Annotated in this window: 16 protein-coding genes; 6 read left to right on the top strand and 10 right to left on the bottom strand. The window is 58.9% G+C overall.

Annotation, left to right across the window (positions count from 1 at the left end; all coding sequences use genetic code 11):
* Positions 1-20 precede the first annotated feature (20 nt).
* Entirely contained in the window at positions 21-1,334 is a 1,314-nt protein-coding gene (locus NL123_RS29485; RefSeq protein WP_021491614.1) for an ATP-binding protein, read from the top strand.
* Between the two features lie 125 nt (positions 1,335-1,459).
* On the opposite strand, the gene rimK is transcribed toward NL123_RS29485, so the two are convergent.
* The 3 genes from rimK to rimA are packed head-to-tail and all read right to left on the bottom strand — an operon-like array spanning position 1,460 to position 3,637.
* The gene (gene rimK, locus NL123_RS29480) at positions 1,460-2,365 is read right to left on the bottom strand and encodes a 30S ribosomal protein S6--L-glutamate ligase (RefSeq protein WP_025855543.1); all 906 of its coding nucleotides are present in this window, start codon (positions 2,363-2,365) and stop codon (positions 1,460-1,462) included.
* Positions 2,362-2,844 (bottom strand): retropepsin-like aspartic endopeptidase RimB, encoded by a 483-nt coding sequence (rimB, locus tag NL123_RS29475; protein ID WP_494356887.1) that lies wholly within the window; start codon positions 2,842-2,844, stop codon positions 2,362-2,364. The genes rimK and rimB overlap by 4 nt, the downstream gene beginning before the upstream one ends.
* A 13-nt stretch (positions 2,845-2,857) precedes the next feature.
* On the bottom strand, positions 2,858-3,637 hold the full coding sequence (rimA, locus tag NL123_RS29470) for a S6 modification regulatory phosphodiesterase RimA (RefSeq protein WP_058424806.1): 780 nt from the start codon (positions 3,635-3,637) through the stop codon (positions 2,858-2,860).
* Between the two features lie 115 nt (positions 3,638-3,752).
* Between rimA and NL123_RS29465 the strand changes: the two genes are divergently transcribed.
* Positions 3,753-4,160 carry an RNA-binding S4 domain-containing protein gene (locus tag NL123_RS29465; protein ID WP_058424805.1) on the top strand — a complete coding sequence of 136 codons (408 nt, stop codon included), beginning with the start codon at positions 3,753-3,755 and terminating at the stop codon, positions 4,158-4,160.
* Between the two features lie 133 nt (positions 4,161-4,293).
* Here the strand turns inward: NL123_RS29465 and NL123_RS29460 are convergent, their stop codons facing one another.
* Positions 4,294-5,097: a phosphatase PAP2 family protein gene (locus NL123_RS29460; RefSeq protein WP_248485667.1), complete on the bottom strand. Its 804-nt coding sequence runs from the start codon at positions 5,095-5,097 to the stop codon at positions 4,294-4,296.
* Positions 5,098-5,201: 104 nt separating this feature from the next.
* On the opposite strand from NL123_RS29460, the gene hslO reads away from it, so the two are divergent.
* A complete protein-coding gene (hslO, locus tag NL123_RS29455) occupies positions 5,202-6,104 on the top strand; it encodes an Hsp33 family molecular chaperone HslO (RefSeq protein ID WP_248485668.1) in 903 nt (300 codons plus the stop codon).
* A 179-nt stretch (positions 6,105-6,283) separates the two neighbouring features.
* Positions 6,284-7,825 carry a phosphoenolpyruvate carboxykinase gene (locus tag NL123_RS29450; RefSeq protein ID WP_248485669.1) on the top strand — a complete coding sequence of 514 codons (1,542 nt, stop codon included), beginning with the start codon at positions 6,284-6,286 and terminating at the stop codon, positions 7,823-7,825.
* 54 nt (positions 7,826-7,879) lie between these two features.
* Here NL123_RS29450 and NL123_RS29445 read toward each other — a convergent pair whose 3' ends face one another.
* The 6 genes from NL123_RS29445 to NL123_RS29420 all read right to left on the bottom strand — a co-directional run bounded on the left by NL123_RS29445 (position 7,880) and on the right by NL123_RS29420 (position 11,668).
* Complete coding sequence (locus NL123_RS29445) at positions 7,880-8,743, bottom strand: EamA family transporter (RefSeq protein ID WP_494356886.1); 864 nt, start codon at positions 8,741-8,743, stop codon at positions 7,880-7,882.
* Positions 8,744-8,901: 158 nt separating this feature from the next.
* Entirely contained in the window at positions 8,902-9,258 is a 357-nt protein-coding gene (locus NL123_RS29440; RefSeq protein ID WP_058424849.1) for a DUF1493 family protein, read from the bottom strand.
* 277 nt (positions 9,259-9,535) lie between these two features.
* On the bottom strand, positions 9,536-10,006 hold the full coding sequence (locus NL123_RS29435) for a hypothetical protein (protein WP_076955258.1): 471 nt from the start codon (positions 10,004-10,006) through the stop codon (positions 9,536-9,538).
* A gap of 294 nt (positions 10,007-10,300) precedes the next feature.
* Positions 10,301-10,597 (bottom strand): hypothetical protein, encoded by a 297-nt coding sequence (locus NL123_RS29430; RefSeq protein ID WP_248485671.1) that lies wholly within the window; start codon positions 10,595-10,597, stop codon positions 10,301-10,303.
* Positions 10,598-10,898: 301 nt separating this feature from the next.
* Positions 10,899-11,498: a putative adenosine monophosphate-protein transferase Fic gene (locus NL123_RS29425; RefSeq protein WP_248485672.1), complete on the bottom strand. Its 600-nt coding sequence runs from the start codon at positions 11,496-11,498 to the stop codon at positions 10,899-10,901.
* A complete protein-coding gene (locus tag NL123_RS29420; RefSeq protein ID WP_016979054.1) occupies positions 11,498-11,668 on the bottom strand; it encodes a YhfG family protein in 171 nt (56 codons plus the stop codon). Before NL123_RS29420 ends, NL123_RS29425 begins: the two co-directional genes overlap by 1 nt.
* A gap of 175 nt (positions 11,669-11,843) precedes the next feature.
* Here NL123_RS29420 and NL123_RS29415 point away from each other — a divergent pair, with 175 nt between their 5' ends.
* The gene (locus NL123_RS29415) at positions 11,844-13,019 is read left to right on the top strand and encodes a tetratricopeptide repeat protein (RefSeq protein WP_179030251.1); all 1,176 of its coding nucleotides are present in this window, start codon (positions 11,844-11,846) and stop codon (positions 13,017-13,019) included.
* Positions 13,020-13,242: 223 nt separating this feature from the next.
* Positions 13,243-15,180 carry a RecQ family ATP-dependent DNA helicase gene (locus tag NL123_RS29410; protein ID WP_494356885.1) on the top strand — a complete coding sequence of 646 codons (1,938 nt, stop codon included), beginning with the start codon at positions 13,243-13,245 and terminating at the stop codon, positions 15,178-15,180.
* Position 15,181: the final 1 nt, after the last annotated feature.

The following is a 15,181-nucleotide window of genomic DNA, read 5'->3' as shown; positions in this document are numbered from 1 at the left end:
AAGGTATCCAGCTGTCTTCTATGAAAACCCCGTTGTGGTTCCCCCAAAGTTTCTTCTCCCGCACCCTCTGGCTGGTGCTGATCGTCGTTCTGTTTTCCAAGGCACTCACGCTGGTTTATCTGTTGATGAACGAGGACGTGCTGGTGGATCGACAATACAGTCACGGCGTAGCCCTGACGTTGCGTGCCTATTGGGCCGCTGACCCCGAGAATCGCGAGAAAATCGCCAAGGCCGCCACTCTGGTGCGTGTGGCGGGCGCGGGTGTGCCGGAAGGCGAGCAGCATTGGCCCTACAGTGAGATCTACCAGCGCCAGATGCAGGCCGAGCTGGGTGAAGACACCGAGGTGCGGTTGCGCATGCATGTATCGCCGGCATTGTGGGTGCGTGCGCCGAGCCTGGGCGAGGACTGGTTGAAAGTGCCGTTGTATCCGCATCCGCTGCGCGGGCAGAAAATCTGGAACGTGCTGGGCTGGTTCCTGGCGATCGGGCTGCTTTCAACGGCGTCGGCGTGGATCTTTGTGCGTCAGCTCAACCAGCCGCTCAAGCGTCTTGTGTTTGCCGCCCGCCAATTGGGTCAGGGACGCAGTGTGCGCCTGCCAGTCAGCGATACGCCCAGCGAAATGACCGAGGTGTATGGCGCGTTCAACCAGATGGCGGAAGACGTCGAACAGGCTGGGCGCGAGCGCGAGCTGATGCTGGCGGGGGTGTCCCACGACTTGCGCACACCGTTGACGCGATTGCGCCTGTCGCTGGAGTTGATGGGCAACCATACGGATCTCACCGATGACATGGTCCGCGACATTGAGGACATGGACGCGATTCTCGACCAGTTCCTGGCGTTTATCCGCGATGGCCGTGATGAGGTGGTGGAGGAAGTCGACCTGACGGACCTGGTGCGTGAGGTGGTCGCTCCCTATAACCAGAACGGCGAACAGGTGCGCATGCGTCTGGAGCCGATCCAGCCGTTTGCGTTGCGTCGAGTGTCGATGAAGCGCCTGTTGAACAACCTGATTGGCAACGCCTTGCACCACGCCGGTTCCGATGTGGAAGTGGCGGCGTATGTGTCTGGCGACAGTGCAGCGCCCTATGTGGTGCTGAGCGTGATGGACCGGGGGGCAGGCATCGACCCGGATGAGTTGGAAGGCATCTTCAACCCCTTCACCCGTGGCGACCGTGCCCGGGGTGGCAAGGGCACTGGCCTTGGGTTGGCGATTGTGCGGCGGATTGCCTCGATGCATGGGGGCAATGTTGAGTTGCGCAACCGCGAAGAGGGTGGCCTGGAGGCGCGGGTGCGCTTGCCGCTTGGGCTGATGTTGCCTCGCGACGCGGTCTAAGCACCGACACAGGTCAAATGTGGGAGCGGGCTTGCCCGCGAATGCAGGGGGTCAGTCGATACATATTTGACTGATCCACCGCTTTCGCGAGCAAGCCCGCTCCCACACTGGTTTGTGGCGGTTGATCAGCCCTTGCCCTTGGTCCTGGTCATATTTGGCCCACCATTCTTCTCCAGATGTTGAATGATGATCCCCGCGACATCCTTCCCGGTGGTGGTCTCGATCCCTTCCAGCCCCGGCGATGAATTCACCTCCATCACCAGTGGCCCATGGTTGGAGCGCAAGATATCCACACCCGCCACGGCCAACCCCATGACCTTGGCCGCCCGCAGTGCGGTCATGCGTTCTTCCGGGGTAATCTTGATCAGGCTGGCGCTACCGCCACGGTGCAGGTTTGAGCGGAACTCCCCCGGCTTGGCTTGGCGCTTCATCGCCGCAATCACCTTGTCGCCCACCACGAAGCAGCGGATATCCGCACCACCAGCCTCCTTGATGTATTCCTGCACCATGATGTTCTGCTTGAGGCCCATGAACGCCTCGATCACGGATTCGGCCGCCGTCGCGGTTTCACACAGCACCACGCCGATACCCTGGGTGCCTTCCAGCACTTTGATCACCAGCGGCGCGCCATTGACCATGTCGATCAGGTCAGGGATGTCGTCGGGGGAGTGGGCGAAGCCAGTCACCGGTAGGCCGATACCTCGGCGCGACAGCAGCTGCAGGGAGCGCAGCTTATCCCGCGAGCGGGCAATGGCTACCGATTCGTTGAGGGGAAACACCCCCATCATTTCAAACTGGCGTAACACCGCGCAGCCATAAAACGTCACCGAAGCGCCAATACGCGGGATGACGGCATCAAACCCCTCCAGCGGCTTGCCCCGGTAGTGGATCTGCGGCTTGTGGCTGGCGATGTTCATATAGGCACGCAACGTGTCGATCACCACCATTTCGTGGCCACGTTCGGTGCCGGCCTCAACCAGGCGGCGGGTGGAATACAGACGCGGGTTTCGCGACAGCACAGCAATCTTCATGCAGCACCTGGGACAGATAGGGTAGAGACCGGGAACACCGGCTTGTCTTGAACGTACTTGATACCGGGATTGACCACCAATTGGCCGTCAATCAAGGCTTTGGAGCCCAGCAACAGGCGGTAACGCATGGCTTTGCGGCAGGCCAGGGTAAATTCCACCCGCCATACCCGATCACCCAGCGCCAACGTGGTGCTGATGACATAGCGCACCTGCGCATGGCCATTGGAGCTCTTGATGGTTTTCATCGTCACCAGGGGCGCTTCGCAGCGGCGGTGACGCAATTGCACGACGCTGCCCAAGTGCGCGGTAAAACGCACCCACTGCTCGCCGTCGCGCTCAAACGGCTCAATGTCGGTGGCGTGCAGACTTGAGGTGCTGGCACCGGTGTCGATCTTCGCGCGCAGGCCTGCCACTCCCAGATCGGGAAGTGCCACCCACTCACGCAGACCCACAACGGTCAAATGGTCAAATGTCTTCAATATGGATAACCGATCAATTCGCCCAGGCCTGAGGGGATACCTCGGCCAGGGCTTTAAATGCAGGCTTGGCGAACCAGTAGCCTTGCATCAGAAATATTCCACAGTCGGAGAGAAAGTCCCGTTCGCCGGCACTTTCGATGCCTTCGGCGATGACAGTAACCCCCAACTGCTCACAGATTGTGACAATCCCCTGGACGATGACCTGACGAACACGATCCTGATCAACATCGCGGATCAGCGCCATGTCGAGTTTGATCAGGTCAGGTTGGAAATCAGCCAGCAGGTTCAGCCCCGAATAGCCCGCGCCGAAATCGTCGATGGCGGTCTTGAAGCCGAATTCGCGGTATTCACGCAGAATATTCGTCAAATGGCGATAGTTATCTACATGCTCGCTTTCCAGGGTTTCGAAAATCAGCCGGTTCAACGGAAAATTATGTGCGCGAGCCGCCTCCAGGGTGCTACGGATGCACAGTTCCGGGCGGTACACGGCATTGGGCATGAAGTTGATCGAAAGGTGCGTTTGCATGCCCAAGGTCGCCGCACCGGCGATCGCCTGGGTTCGGCAGCGTTGGTCGAAGCGGTAGCGGTTGCTTTCGTTGACCTGGTCCAGCACCGACAGCGCCCCTTCGCCTTGTGTGCCACGCACCAGGGCTTCGTGGGCAAAGATCGAATGGTCCCGCAGGTCTACGATAGGCTGGTAAGCGAACGCAAAATCGAACCCGAGGGGCTCGCTTTGCTGGCAACCCACACAGCGCTGGTTGGGCGAGGTGAGTGAAAGGGGAAATTCGGTCACAGCATACCTCGCGAAAACAGGGTGCTACCTGGCGTATCTTAGGTGAGCCTTGGGGTTTATGCGTCGAAGGGTTTCAACGGTAAAGTTGCGACATTTTTCAGAGCGAGGAATTCAAGTGGCTCAAAAGCAGGAAGAGGAAGAAAAGGTCCGTCTGGACAAGTGGCTGTGGGCGGCGCGTTTCTATAAAACCCGTGCCCTGGCCAAGGCCGCCATCGAAAGCGGCAAGGTGCATCATCGCGGCGAGCGCTGCAAGCCGGGCAAAGAGCCACGTGTCGGTGATGAGTTTCAGATTCGTGCAGGGTTTGATGAAAAGACGGTCGTAGTTCAGGCGCTATCCATCGTTCGTCGTGGCGCACCTGAAGCGCAAGCGTTATACGCCGAAACCGAAGCCAGCATCGCCAAGCGTGAAAACGCGGCGGCGATGCGCAAGGCCGGCGCCACGGGCATGACCACCGATGGCAAACCGAGCAAGAAACAACGCCGCGACCTGTTCAAGTTTCGCGGCAGTGGCAACGATGACTAGCCTCAATCGAACGGGCCTTTGTGGCGATCGGGCTTGCTGTGGTGAGCGGGCTTGCCCCGCGCTGGAGTGCGCAGCGCTCCCGTTTTTTGGAGCCGCTCCGCAGCCCAGCGCGAGCAAGCTCGCTCACTACAAATTATTGCGCAGGCCTGACAACGCTCATTCGCCCCACTATGGGTAAACGAGCAGCCAGCCCAAACACCGGCGCCGTCACCCGCAACAACCCACTCGATACCGTCGCCGCAAACGGTGTGTAGTATCCCCAGCCCAGCGCCAACAGCGCCAGCAACACACCGCCGATGTAATCGTCCTGCCCCCAATGCGCCCCCGCCACCAGGCGCGGCATCATGAACAGCAGCGCCAGGCCCCAGATCACCAGCACCTGGCCCGCGCGCTTGGCGAACACGGTCATGAACATCCCCCAAATCAGCAGCACCGAGGCGTGGTCCCCGGGGAAGCTCTGGCTCGAACGGTCCTTCAACTCCCAGGTCTTCTCCAGGCCTGGGAAGTAGTCACTCATCTGGATCGCCCCGCTGATCACCATGGACGGGCTATGGTGTTGCCAGCCCATGTGCGCAGCGAGTTTGGAAAACAGCATGCGGATAAACAGCAACAGCAACAGAATGCCGACAAAACCTAACAAAGCCTGGCGCACCTGCACCGCCTTGAACACCCAATCGCCGCGAATCAACAGCGTCAGCAGAATCACCCCGACCACCGCATCGAACGGTCGCAAACTCGCTACAGCCCACACGTGCAGCCATGCGGAGTTGCTCGCCAGCGGGTCGTTGAGCAGGTGAAACAGCCACTCGTCGAACATCACACACAGCATCTGGCCCGTGGGCCACAGCCAAAAACACAGCAACCCGACAGCGAGTAGATTGCAAACGGCCCATCGCCCGAGGTTCCACTTGGCTTGGAACAAACCCGGATTGTTCATAAACTGTCCCCCACGGCTTCAGAAAACTGCACCAAAACGGTGCTAAAGCGTTTAATTCTATAAACCTTGTAATCAATTTGTCATCAATTCAGATACCCAGACCTATGACTGATCTACCGGATACCGACTTCACCCAACGCTTCATCTTCGACGAGAGCGACGCCCGCGGCGAGCTGGTCTCGCTGGAGCGCAGCTATGCCGAAGTCCTCGCCAAGCACCCCTATCCGGAGCCGGTCGCGCAACTGCTCGGTGAACTGATGGCAGCGGCAGCGTTGCTGGTGGGCACCATGAAGTTCGATGGTTTGCTGATTCTGCAGGCGCGCTCCGAAGGCCCGGTGCCGATGCTGATGATCGAATGCTCCAGCGAGCGTGAAATCCGTGGCTTGGCCCGTTATGAAGCCGACCAGATTGCGCCGGATGCCACCTTGTCCGACCTGATGGCCAACGGCGTGCTGGCAATTACCGTCGATCCGACCGAAGGCCAGCGCTACCAGGGCATTGTCGATCTGGATGGCGAAACCCTGTCGGACTGCTTCACCAACTATTTCGTGATGTCCCAGCAGGTGGGCACCAAGTTCTGGCTTAACGCCGATGGCAAGCGCGCCCGCGGCATGCTGTTGCAGCAACTGCCGCCCGACCGCATCAAGGACGAGGATGAGCGCACCGACAGCTGGCGCAAGCTGACCGCCCTGGCCGGCACCCTCACCGCTGAAGAGCAACTGGGCCTGGATAACGAAACCATCCTGCACCGCCTGTACCACGAAGAGGCCGTGCGACTGTTTGACGCACAGGGCCTGCGCTTCAATTGCAGTTGCTCGCGTGAGCGTTCGGCCAATGCGCTGGTCAGCCTGGGCCTGGAAGATGCGCAAAACCTGGTGGTTGAGCACGGCGGCCATATCGAGATCGACTGCCAGTTCTGCAACGAGCGCTACCTGTTCGATGCGGCCGATGTAGCGCAATTGTTCGCCGGCGCAGGCATCGACACGCCTTCCGACACCCGCCACTAAAACGTTTAAGCACAGGTAAATCACCTGACAAACGCCGGATTAGCGCAGTTCTGACGGGAGGGCCCTACTCTTTTTGGGCTTTTCTGGCATAATCCGGCCCACTTTTTTCGCGGTAGTAGTGCGCAACTTTCTACTACAAAACGTTTGGAGCACTCGGCCATAGGCCGACGGGGAACCTCATGACGCAAGCCAACAACGCCGTATACACCGATCTGAGTGTTGACGATCTGGTTAAAGAAGCCCTGCAGCGTGGTGAAGGCGTGCTCGCCGATACTGGCGCGCTGGTCGTCGAAACCGGTCACCGTACTGGCCGTTCGCCGGTCGACCGTTTCATCGTTGAAGAGCCTTCCACCCAGGCTTCCATCGCCTGGGGCCCGATCAACCGCAAGTTCCCGGCCGACAAGTTCGATGCGCTGTGGGCTCGCGTCGAGGCATTCAACAACGCGCAAGAGCATTTCGTTTCCCACGTTCACGTAGGGGCTGCCGAAGACCACTACCTGGCTGTGAAAATGACCACCCAGACGGCCTGGCAGAACCTGTTCGGTCGGTGCCTGTTCATCAACCCGGCCCAGTACAACCCGGCCGGTCGTGAAGAGTGGCAAGTGCTCAACGTGGCCAACTTCGAATGCGTGCCAGAGCGTGACGGCACCAACTCCGACGGTTGCGTGATCCTCAATTTCGCCCAGAAAAAAGTCCTGATCGCCGGCATGCGCTACGCCGGTGAAATGAAAAAAGCCATGTTCTCGGTGCAGAACTTCCTGCTGCCGGCTTCCGACGTACTGCCGATGCACTGCGCCGCCAACATTGGCGAAGCAGGCGACGTGACCCTGTTCTTCGGTCTGTCGGGCACCGGCAAGACCACCCTGTCCGCCGACGAAAGCCGTTACCTGATCGGTGACGACGAACACGGCTGGGGCGAAGGCGTGGTGTTCAACATCGAAGGTGGTTGCTATGCCAAGTGCATCGACCTGTCCGAGAAGAACGAGCCGGTCATCTGGAAAGCCATCAAGCACGGCGCCGTGCTGGAAAACGTGGTGATCGACGACGCCAAGCACGCCGACTACACCAACGTCAGCCTGACCCAGAACAGCCGCGCCGCCTACCCGCTGGAGCACGTTGCCAAGCGTTCCGAGAAGAACCTGGGCGGCGAGCCAAACGCGGTGATCTTCCTGACCTGCGACCTGACCGGCGTACTGCCACCGGTGTCGATCCTCAGCGAAGAACAGGCGGCCTACCACTTCCTGTCCGGCTACACCGCGCTGGTGGGTTCGACTGAAATGGGTTCCGGCGGCGGTATCAAGTCGACCTTCTCCACCTGCTTCGGCGCACCGTTCTTCCCGCGCCCGGCTGGCGAATACGCTGAACTGCTGATCAAGCGTATCCGTGGCTTCGGCTCCAAGGTCTACCTGGTCAACACCGGCTGGACCGGCGGCGGCTACGGCGTCGGCAAGCGCTTCAACATCCCGACCACTCGCGGCGTGATTGCAGCGATCCAGAGCGGCGCGTTGGTCGGTGCTGAAACCGAGCACCTCGACACCATCAACCTCGACGTGCCATTGGCCGTACCGGGCGTTGAAACCAGCCTGTTGAACCCACGTAACACCTGGGCCGACAAGGCTGCCTACGACGAAGCGGCGAAGGCGCTGGCCGGTCTGTTCATCGAGAACTTCAAGAAGTTTGAAGTGAGCGATGCGATCAAGGCGGCAGGTCCTAAGTTGTAAGATTCAGTCGTTGTGAAAAAGCCGCCTCTTGTGAGGCGGCTTTTTGTGTGCGGTTTAGTCGGCGATATGTAAAACCACCGCGCCGGCCAGTACCAGTCCAACCCCCAGCACCTGCACCGCCGACAACCGCTCCTTGAAAAATACGAACCCCAGGATCGCCGCGATCCCGCCTGATAACGTACTGATCACCGTCACCACCGACACCGAACCCGCCATTGCCCCCCACGAAAACGCCGAGAACCCGCCGAGGTTCATCAGGCTTGCCCCGGTCAGCGTCGCACAGTTTTTCAGCGCTGGGATTTTCAGGCCGTCCTTGATCTTCAACACCATCACCACCAGCACGCACAATCCAACCATGTAACCCAGCCACAACATGGTGATCGGCCCCAGCGCCGGCAGTGTGTAGCGGCCTTGCAGCCAGAAGCTGGTGCCATACAGCAAGGCGGCAAGCATGGCGTAGGCGATGGACAGGCGTGGACTGTTATGGGGGGTGCCGTTGTCCTTGTGAATGCTGGAGAAGATCACGCCGATCACACACAGGGCGATACAGCCCAGTTGCGTCAGGCTGATCTGTTCACCGCTGGCCCAGGACAGCAAGGTGGTCACCACGCCGTAGGAGGTCACCAGCGGCGCCACGATGGCGGCTTTGCCCAGGGCGAAGGCCTTGGACAGCGCCAGGGCGCCGGAGACGGTGAACAGGGCGGCAGCGATGCCCAGCAGCCAGACGCTCAGCGCGGCGTCGAGGGCTTTGAACAGGAAGGTCGGGAGGATGACCAGCAGCAGGGTCATGATCAGGAAGCCCAGCGCCTGGCCGAAATACACCGCACGCTTAACACCCACGGCGCGGGCGTTGAGGCCCACGAGAAAATCCGTGCCGCCCCACAGCAGGGCGGCCAGCAGGCCCATAGTTACGTCCATGTAAGGTCCTTGTTGTTTTGAGCACGCTCATCGAATGTGGGAGGGGGCTTGCCCCCGAAAGCTGTTTATCAGCCTGTATATCTGTGCCTGACGCACCGCTATCGGGGGCAAGCCCCCTCCCACATTTGAGTGCCGGTGTGCCTGGAATTTGTGTTCGCTCAGCTCAGGTTTTCCAGGGTCTGCGTGTCCCAGCTGTGAGTCTTGATCGCCAGGTAGAGCATGCCGATGGTCAGCGGCACTTTTTCGCCGCGCCCCTTGGCCCGACGCTTTAGAAATACATCAAACACCGGCGGGTTGAAGTAACGATAAGTGTCGTAGTCACCCAGGTCGAGCGCAAATTCCTGCTCCAGCGCTTCCATCAGTTGCTTGGCCTCACTGCCGTCACAGCCCAGGTCGAAGTTGATCGAGGTTTGCAGGCGGATCGTCTTGTGTTTTGGCAGGCCGATTTCTTCGTGCAAGAGCTGCAGGAGTTGCTGCATGACGGGGTCTTCGGGGAAGTTGGGGGCGAGGTTCATGGTGGGGGCACGCAGGAGTGGGTGAGGGGATCGGTTGCGGTGGATCTGGTATTGGTTTCGAGTGAGGAAGAGTGCCAAGCCTATCAAGAATACGAAGACAGGTAGGAAAGGCATTCTGAGGATCACCGCGACGTAGGGTAGTAGGAACGTCAAGGTGAAGCCTGTTGCAAGGAATGTGAGGGCGAAGCGCTTTCTGAGGACGGGGTCGGTGATTTGGTAGTGCAGCACCAGATAGAAAATGAAAAAAACGACGGATTGCAGGTACAGGGCCATGTGATTAAGGCTCGTCCGAGTAGACATGCATTGATAGTGTTGACCGCTGAGGACCTATGCCGCCTCTCACACTGGCATCCAGACCAATGATGATATCCCCTGCGTGATACCTGCGAAGCTTGCTGTCAATCGTATCGCGAACAAAGCCTGCCGTAGCTGCAGAGATTACAATTGCTGGTGCTGCAACCGCTCCAGAGATTATTTGCTTGATCAGTATGTTTTGGTCGTTAAACCGATCGGCTTGATTGCGCCTTAGTGGGTACGAAATTGCGATCGCCATTTCGCATGGCAAATCTCTAGCCAGCATTCTTTCGTAAAGTCTGCGTACATGATCGCGAACTTGCTGTGCTGCCGCTTTTGCTTCCAGCAAGCACAGATTGACTAAAGCCTGCTGGTTGCTACGTACAACAGTGAAGCGAATCACTGTGAATATCACACCGTGGTGGCCGATATGTTGAGTCCTTTCGATGTTCACTAGTATTTGCCGGGGCTGTTGAAAGGGCGCCAGTTTCAGTCAGAGAAAGGTGAGATTTATAGAGGGGTGGGCAGGAGTTTTAAGCAGTTTCGGAAGGGGATTTCGCGGTATTTGGAGGTTTCTTACAGGGCTTTCCGTGATTATTTGTATGGCAGTGATTTTCGGTGGTTAAAGCGTTCAGTTGTAGGAGCGAGCTTGCTCGCGAAGAACCCCAGGGCGCCGCAGTTTTCCAGGTTTACCGCGTCATCGTTGACGATCTTCGCGAGCAAGCTCGCTCCTACAAAAGGTTAGAGCTTAGGTGTATAGCTGTTGAGGTTGTAGCTGCACGTGCTGCGCTGCTTCCAGCAAATCACAGCCGTCCTGAACGAGCAGGTACAGGGCGTTAGTGATGTGGGAAATGTCTTTGAGGTCTGCGTGTTCGAAGGTCAGGCAGGAGAAGGTTTCCAGCAAGTCTGTGGCAGCGCGGATGCGTTGATGCGCGGCGGACTGGATGTCTTCGGCTTTGGCTTGTGTGTCGATGATAAGCGGATGGGTGTCGGTGAAGTTGGTGCGTAGCTGACGATAGCGGTCCATCGTTTCAGGTATTTGCATTTGAAGGTACTCGGTTTGCTGTTAAGTAACCGACATCACCGTGGCCAAACGGTGGGTGGCGGACTGTGCGCGGGTTGGCCAGCCGGAAACAGCACTCCGGCACGTCCGAAGACGTCCCCCACACAGCCGCCATAGCACTGCGATACGAGACGATAGACGTTCGAAGAGTAAGTAATGGCACTTATGTGTGCTGTTTTTCGAGTGACCAAACCCGGTCGCTGATTTGGCAGCGACGGAGCGAACCTTAGAAGTCAGTTAGTTCTCGGGCAATAAACAGATGGTTTAACTGTGCGCGGTCCGATCAGGCACCGACCGGCCTACTCACACACCGCTCAAAAATCGCCTCCAACCCCCGATAATCACAGGCCACCGCATCAATATTCGCGGGTATCCACGCCGCGTGTTTCACCAGCCACCAGTTCACGGAAAACCCGGCATTCACGATGATCTGCTCGAACAAAATCCGTTGCGCCCGGCCGTTGCCTTCGCGGAAGGGGTGGATAACGTTGAGGTCGCCATAGGCTTCGGCAATCTGCGTCACCAGCTCGGTCTGGCTCGCCCCGACATACCAGTTCGCTGCCTCCATTTGCCGGATGATCTTCGCCGCTTCCGGCGGGATGCGTTCCGGGGTGCAGAACAGGGTGTCGCCTTTCTGGATGTTGACGCTGCGCAGTTCGCCGGCCCAGTCGTAGAGGTCGTTGAACAGGACGCGGTGGATGTGTTGCAGGCGTTCGAGGTCGTAGGGTGGTGGGAAGAGGGGGAGGTTGCCTACGGCGATTTCGGATAACTCCCGCTCGGCCTGGTGCAGTCGGGTTTCATCGAGCAAATTGAGGCGGTTGCGCAGGACGCTGCTACCGGGATAGCAGTACGGGTCCTGGCCCACCCCATATTTGTCGAGCATCAGCGTGGGGTGTTGCGGTACTTGGCAAGGACGGCTTCGCGGGTCGGCAGTGGTTTGTCGACGTCGGCCGGTTGGGTGTCGAACCCTTCCAGGCGCAGGCTGGCCAGGTAATTGGAACGGCGGATCTTGTGGTAATGATCCTGTTTTTGCTCAAACGTCGGTTCGCTCATGGCAGCGTACTCCTGGGTAGCAAGGCTTGATTGTAGCGCAATGCGTCAACGGGCAGGCGGGATAAAAACCACGTCACATTCTGTATAAATAATCCTCCAGTGGGCGCATTTAAGAGTATGTTTCACCGCAAAATCTTGCAGGGCGATTCCGCCCGCTACTTAAAGGGAGTTAAGCATGGGTTTGCTGCGTGTTGCTTCGGCGATGTCATTGTGTGCGGTCGCGTTTTCAGTCCAGGCGGCGCAATTGCCGATTGAAGTGCTCAGTGCGGTGGTCAAGGACCAGAAGATCGCGGATGCCGAGGTGTTGCTGCAACGCAACGGTGCGCAGAACGTAGTGGGCCGCACCAACGCCCAGGGCCAGGTGACCCTCACCAGCGAAGCCGCAGATGACGCCACCAATCTTCTGATCATCAAGAAGCCTGGCTACTCGAACCTGGTGGTGAAGTGCCCGTGCGCCGGCATGACGTATGCCATCAGCCCGGTGATGGAAAACCTCGACGGCCTGCGTGTGGTGTTGACCTGGGGCAAGACCCCGGAAGACCTCGACTCCCACATGATCTTCCCGGGCAACAATATCTATTTCGAGAACAAGACGGGCACCGACGCCGAACTGGACGTGGATGACGTCGACAGCTACGGCCCGGAAACCATCACCCTGCAGAAAAAACACTACGGCGAAAGCTACGTGTATGCCGTGCATGACTTCACCAACGGCGGCAATCCCGGTTCGCGCCAGCTGTCCAACAGCGAAGCCAAGGTGTTCGTGTACATGGGCCAATCGCTGGTACGCACCTACTACGTGCCGAAAAACCGCAGCGGCAACCTGTGGACCGTATTCCGTATGACCGGCAGCGGCGATTTCCAGGACATCAACACCTTCAGTGGCGTGACGGTTAACGCGGCGAACGTGCTCAACGAAGTCAAACCGTTGCTGGATGACAGCGTGGCCGTTACCGCTGTTGCGGTCAGCTCTTCTGCACAAGCCGATGCGAAACGTCTGAACGTGCAAGGTGAAGCGGCCTACCAGGCCGCCAAGCTGGACCAGGCCATCGATCTCTTCCGCCAGGCTATCGAGCTGGACAACGGTTTCGGCAAGGCCTACGGCAACCTGGGCCTGGCGTATCAGAAGGCCGGCAACACCGCCGAGTCGATCTGGGCCAACCGCAAGGCTATCGCCCTGGCAACCGGCGCGAACGCTGCGACGGTGCGAGCGGGCGCCTACTACAACATTGCGCGGATCTACGAAGCGGCGGGGCAGTTCCCGGATGCGTTGCGTCACTATCAGTTGGCCAAGGAGCAGAAGGCCAACCCGGTGTATGACACGGCGATCGAGCGGGTGCAGAACCGCTGATTCAGCCCTGATACAGAACTAAATTGTGGGAGGGGGCAGGTCCTCTCCCACATCGGGTTTGTATCCTTCCTGTTCCTCCCTCGGATTATTCCCACTTCGGCCCTAGGCCATCCTTCGCCCTGTGTATCATCCTGTCTCTTTTTTCCATGCGACCTTTCTCGATTCGCCGAGATTCCCAGGCTATGTTTTTGAGCCAACTCAGCGGTCAATGGAGTGACAGCCTATGCACGACACCCTCCAACAGGTCTTTGGTTATCCACAGTTTCGCCTGGGCCAGGAAGAAACGGTCAGCGCCATATTGGCGGGGCGTTCGGCGGCCGCTATTTTCCCTACCGGGTCGGGCAAGTCCCTGTGTTACCAGCTGTCGGCGGTGCTGCTGCCGCACCTGACGCTGGTGGTGTCGCCATTGTTGGCGTTGATGCAGGACCAGCTGGGTTTCCTGCAGCGCCATGGCATTTCGGCGGGCAGTATCGACTCGGCCCAGAGCCGCGATGAGGCCAATGAGGTCATGGCCCGTGCGCGGTCGGGGGAGCTCAAGATCCTGATGATTTCGGTGGAGCGCTTGAAGAACGAGCGCTTCCGTAACTTCCTGCAAAGCGTGCGGATCTCGTTGTTGGTGGTGGACGAGGCCCACTGTATTTCCGAATGGGGCCACAACTTCCGTCCGGACTACCTGAAGCTGCCGGACTACCAGCGTCAGTTCAATATCCCACAAGCACTGTTGCTGACGGCGACAGCCACGCCCAAGGTGATTGCCGATATGCAGGCGAAGTTCGCCATTGCCCCGGACGATGTGGTCACCACGGGTTTCTACCGGCCCAACCTCAACCTGCTGGTGGAGCCGGTCAGCGGTGCAGACAAGCGTCGCCGGCTGGTGCAGTGGATGAGTGAGCGCGTCGGCCAGCCGAGCATTGTCTACGTCACCCTGCAGAAAACTGCCGAACAGATTGCCGAGCACTTGAATCGCAACGGCATCCAGGCCGAGGCCTATCACGCCGGTTTGCCCCACGATAAACGCGAGGGCATCCAGCAGCGCTTCATGGGTGGGCGCTCCAATTGCATCGTCGCCACCATCGCGTTCGGCATGGGTATCGACAAGAGTGATATCCGCAACGTGGTGCACTTTGACCTGCCCAAATCCATCGAGAACTACAGCCAGGAGATTGGCCGGGCCGGGCGTGATGGGCAGCCGTCAGACTGCCTGGTACTGGCCAATCGCGACAGCCTCAACGTGCTGGAAAACTTCGTGTACGGCGATACGCCGGAGCAGGAAGGAATCCGGCGGGTGCTGGTGGAGTTGCAGGCCGCGCGGGGCGATGGACAGTGGGAATTCTTGCTCAGGTCGTTGTCGGACCACAGCAACATCCGCGAGCTCCCATTGAAGACGCTGCTGGTGCAGTTGGAGCTCAAGGGCGTGATCGCGCCGCGCTACGCGTTTTATGCCGAGTACCGTTTCAAATATCTGGTCGAGCCTGAGGTTCTGCTGGCGCGATTTTCCGGTGAGAGGCAGCAGTTTGTTGCAGCGATCATCCAGGTGTGCAAACGGGCGAAGACCTGGGCTACGGTGGATTTCGATGCACTGTATCAACAGCACAATGCCGAGCGCGGACGGGTGGTGAAGGCGCTGGATTACTTCCAGGAGCAGGGCCTGATCGAGCTGGAAAGCAAGCAGATGACTGAGGTCTACAGCCTGCTGGAGACCGATTTCGATCCACAGGTATTGAGCGCTGAGTTATACACAGGCTTCAAGCAGCACGAGGTGGGAGAAGTCGCGCGGATTCACGCGATGCTCGATCTGTTCGCCACCGAATACTGCCTGGGGCAGAGACTGGCGAAGTATTTTGGCGATGAAAACGCGCCGCAGCGCTGTGGGCATTGCTCAGTGTGCCATGGCCATGTTGCGCATCTACCGCCGCCGCCGGGCTTGCCGCCACTTGTGGATAAGAACTTCATGGGGCTGTGCGGTGATTTTATCCACAGGCATCATGAACACACCGGCCAACTGCCAGGGGCGGAACGCCTGACGCGTTTCTTGGGGGGCATCAGCGTGCCGCTGTTCACCAGGTTGAAGGCGCGGGGTATTCCGGGTTTTGCCGTGCTGGAAGACTATCCGTATGCCGAGGTGCGCGAATGGGCCCAGGCCCATTTGAATGATCTGTAAC

This window comes from Pseudomonas sp. FBCC-B1565, assembly GCF_059133265.1.
Note: the sequence above shows the minus strand (reverse complement) of the source record. Positions and strands in the feature narration are given on the sequence as shown.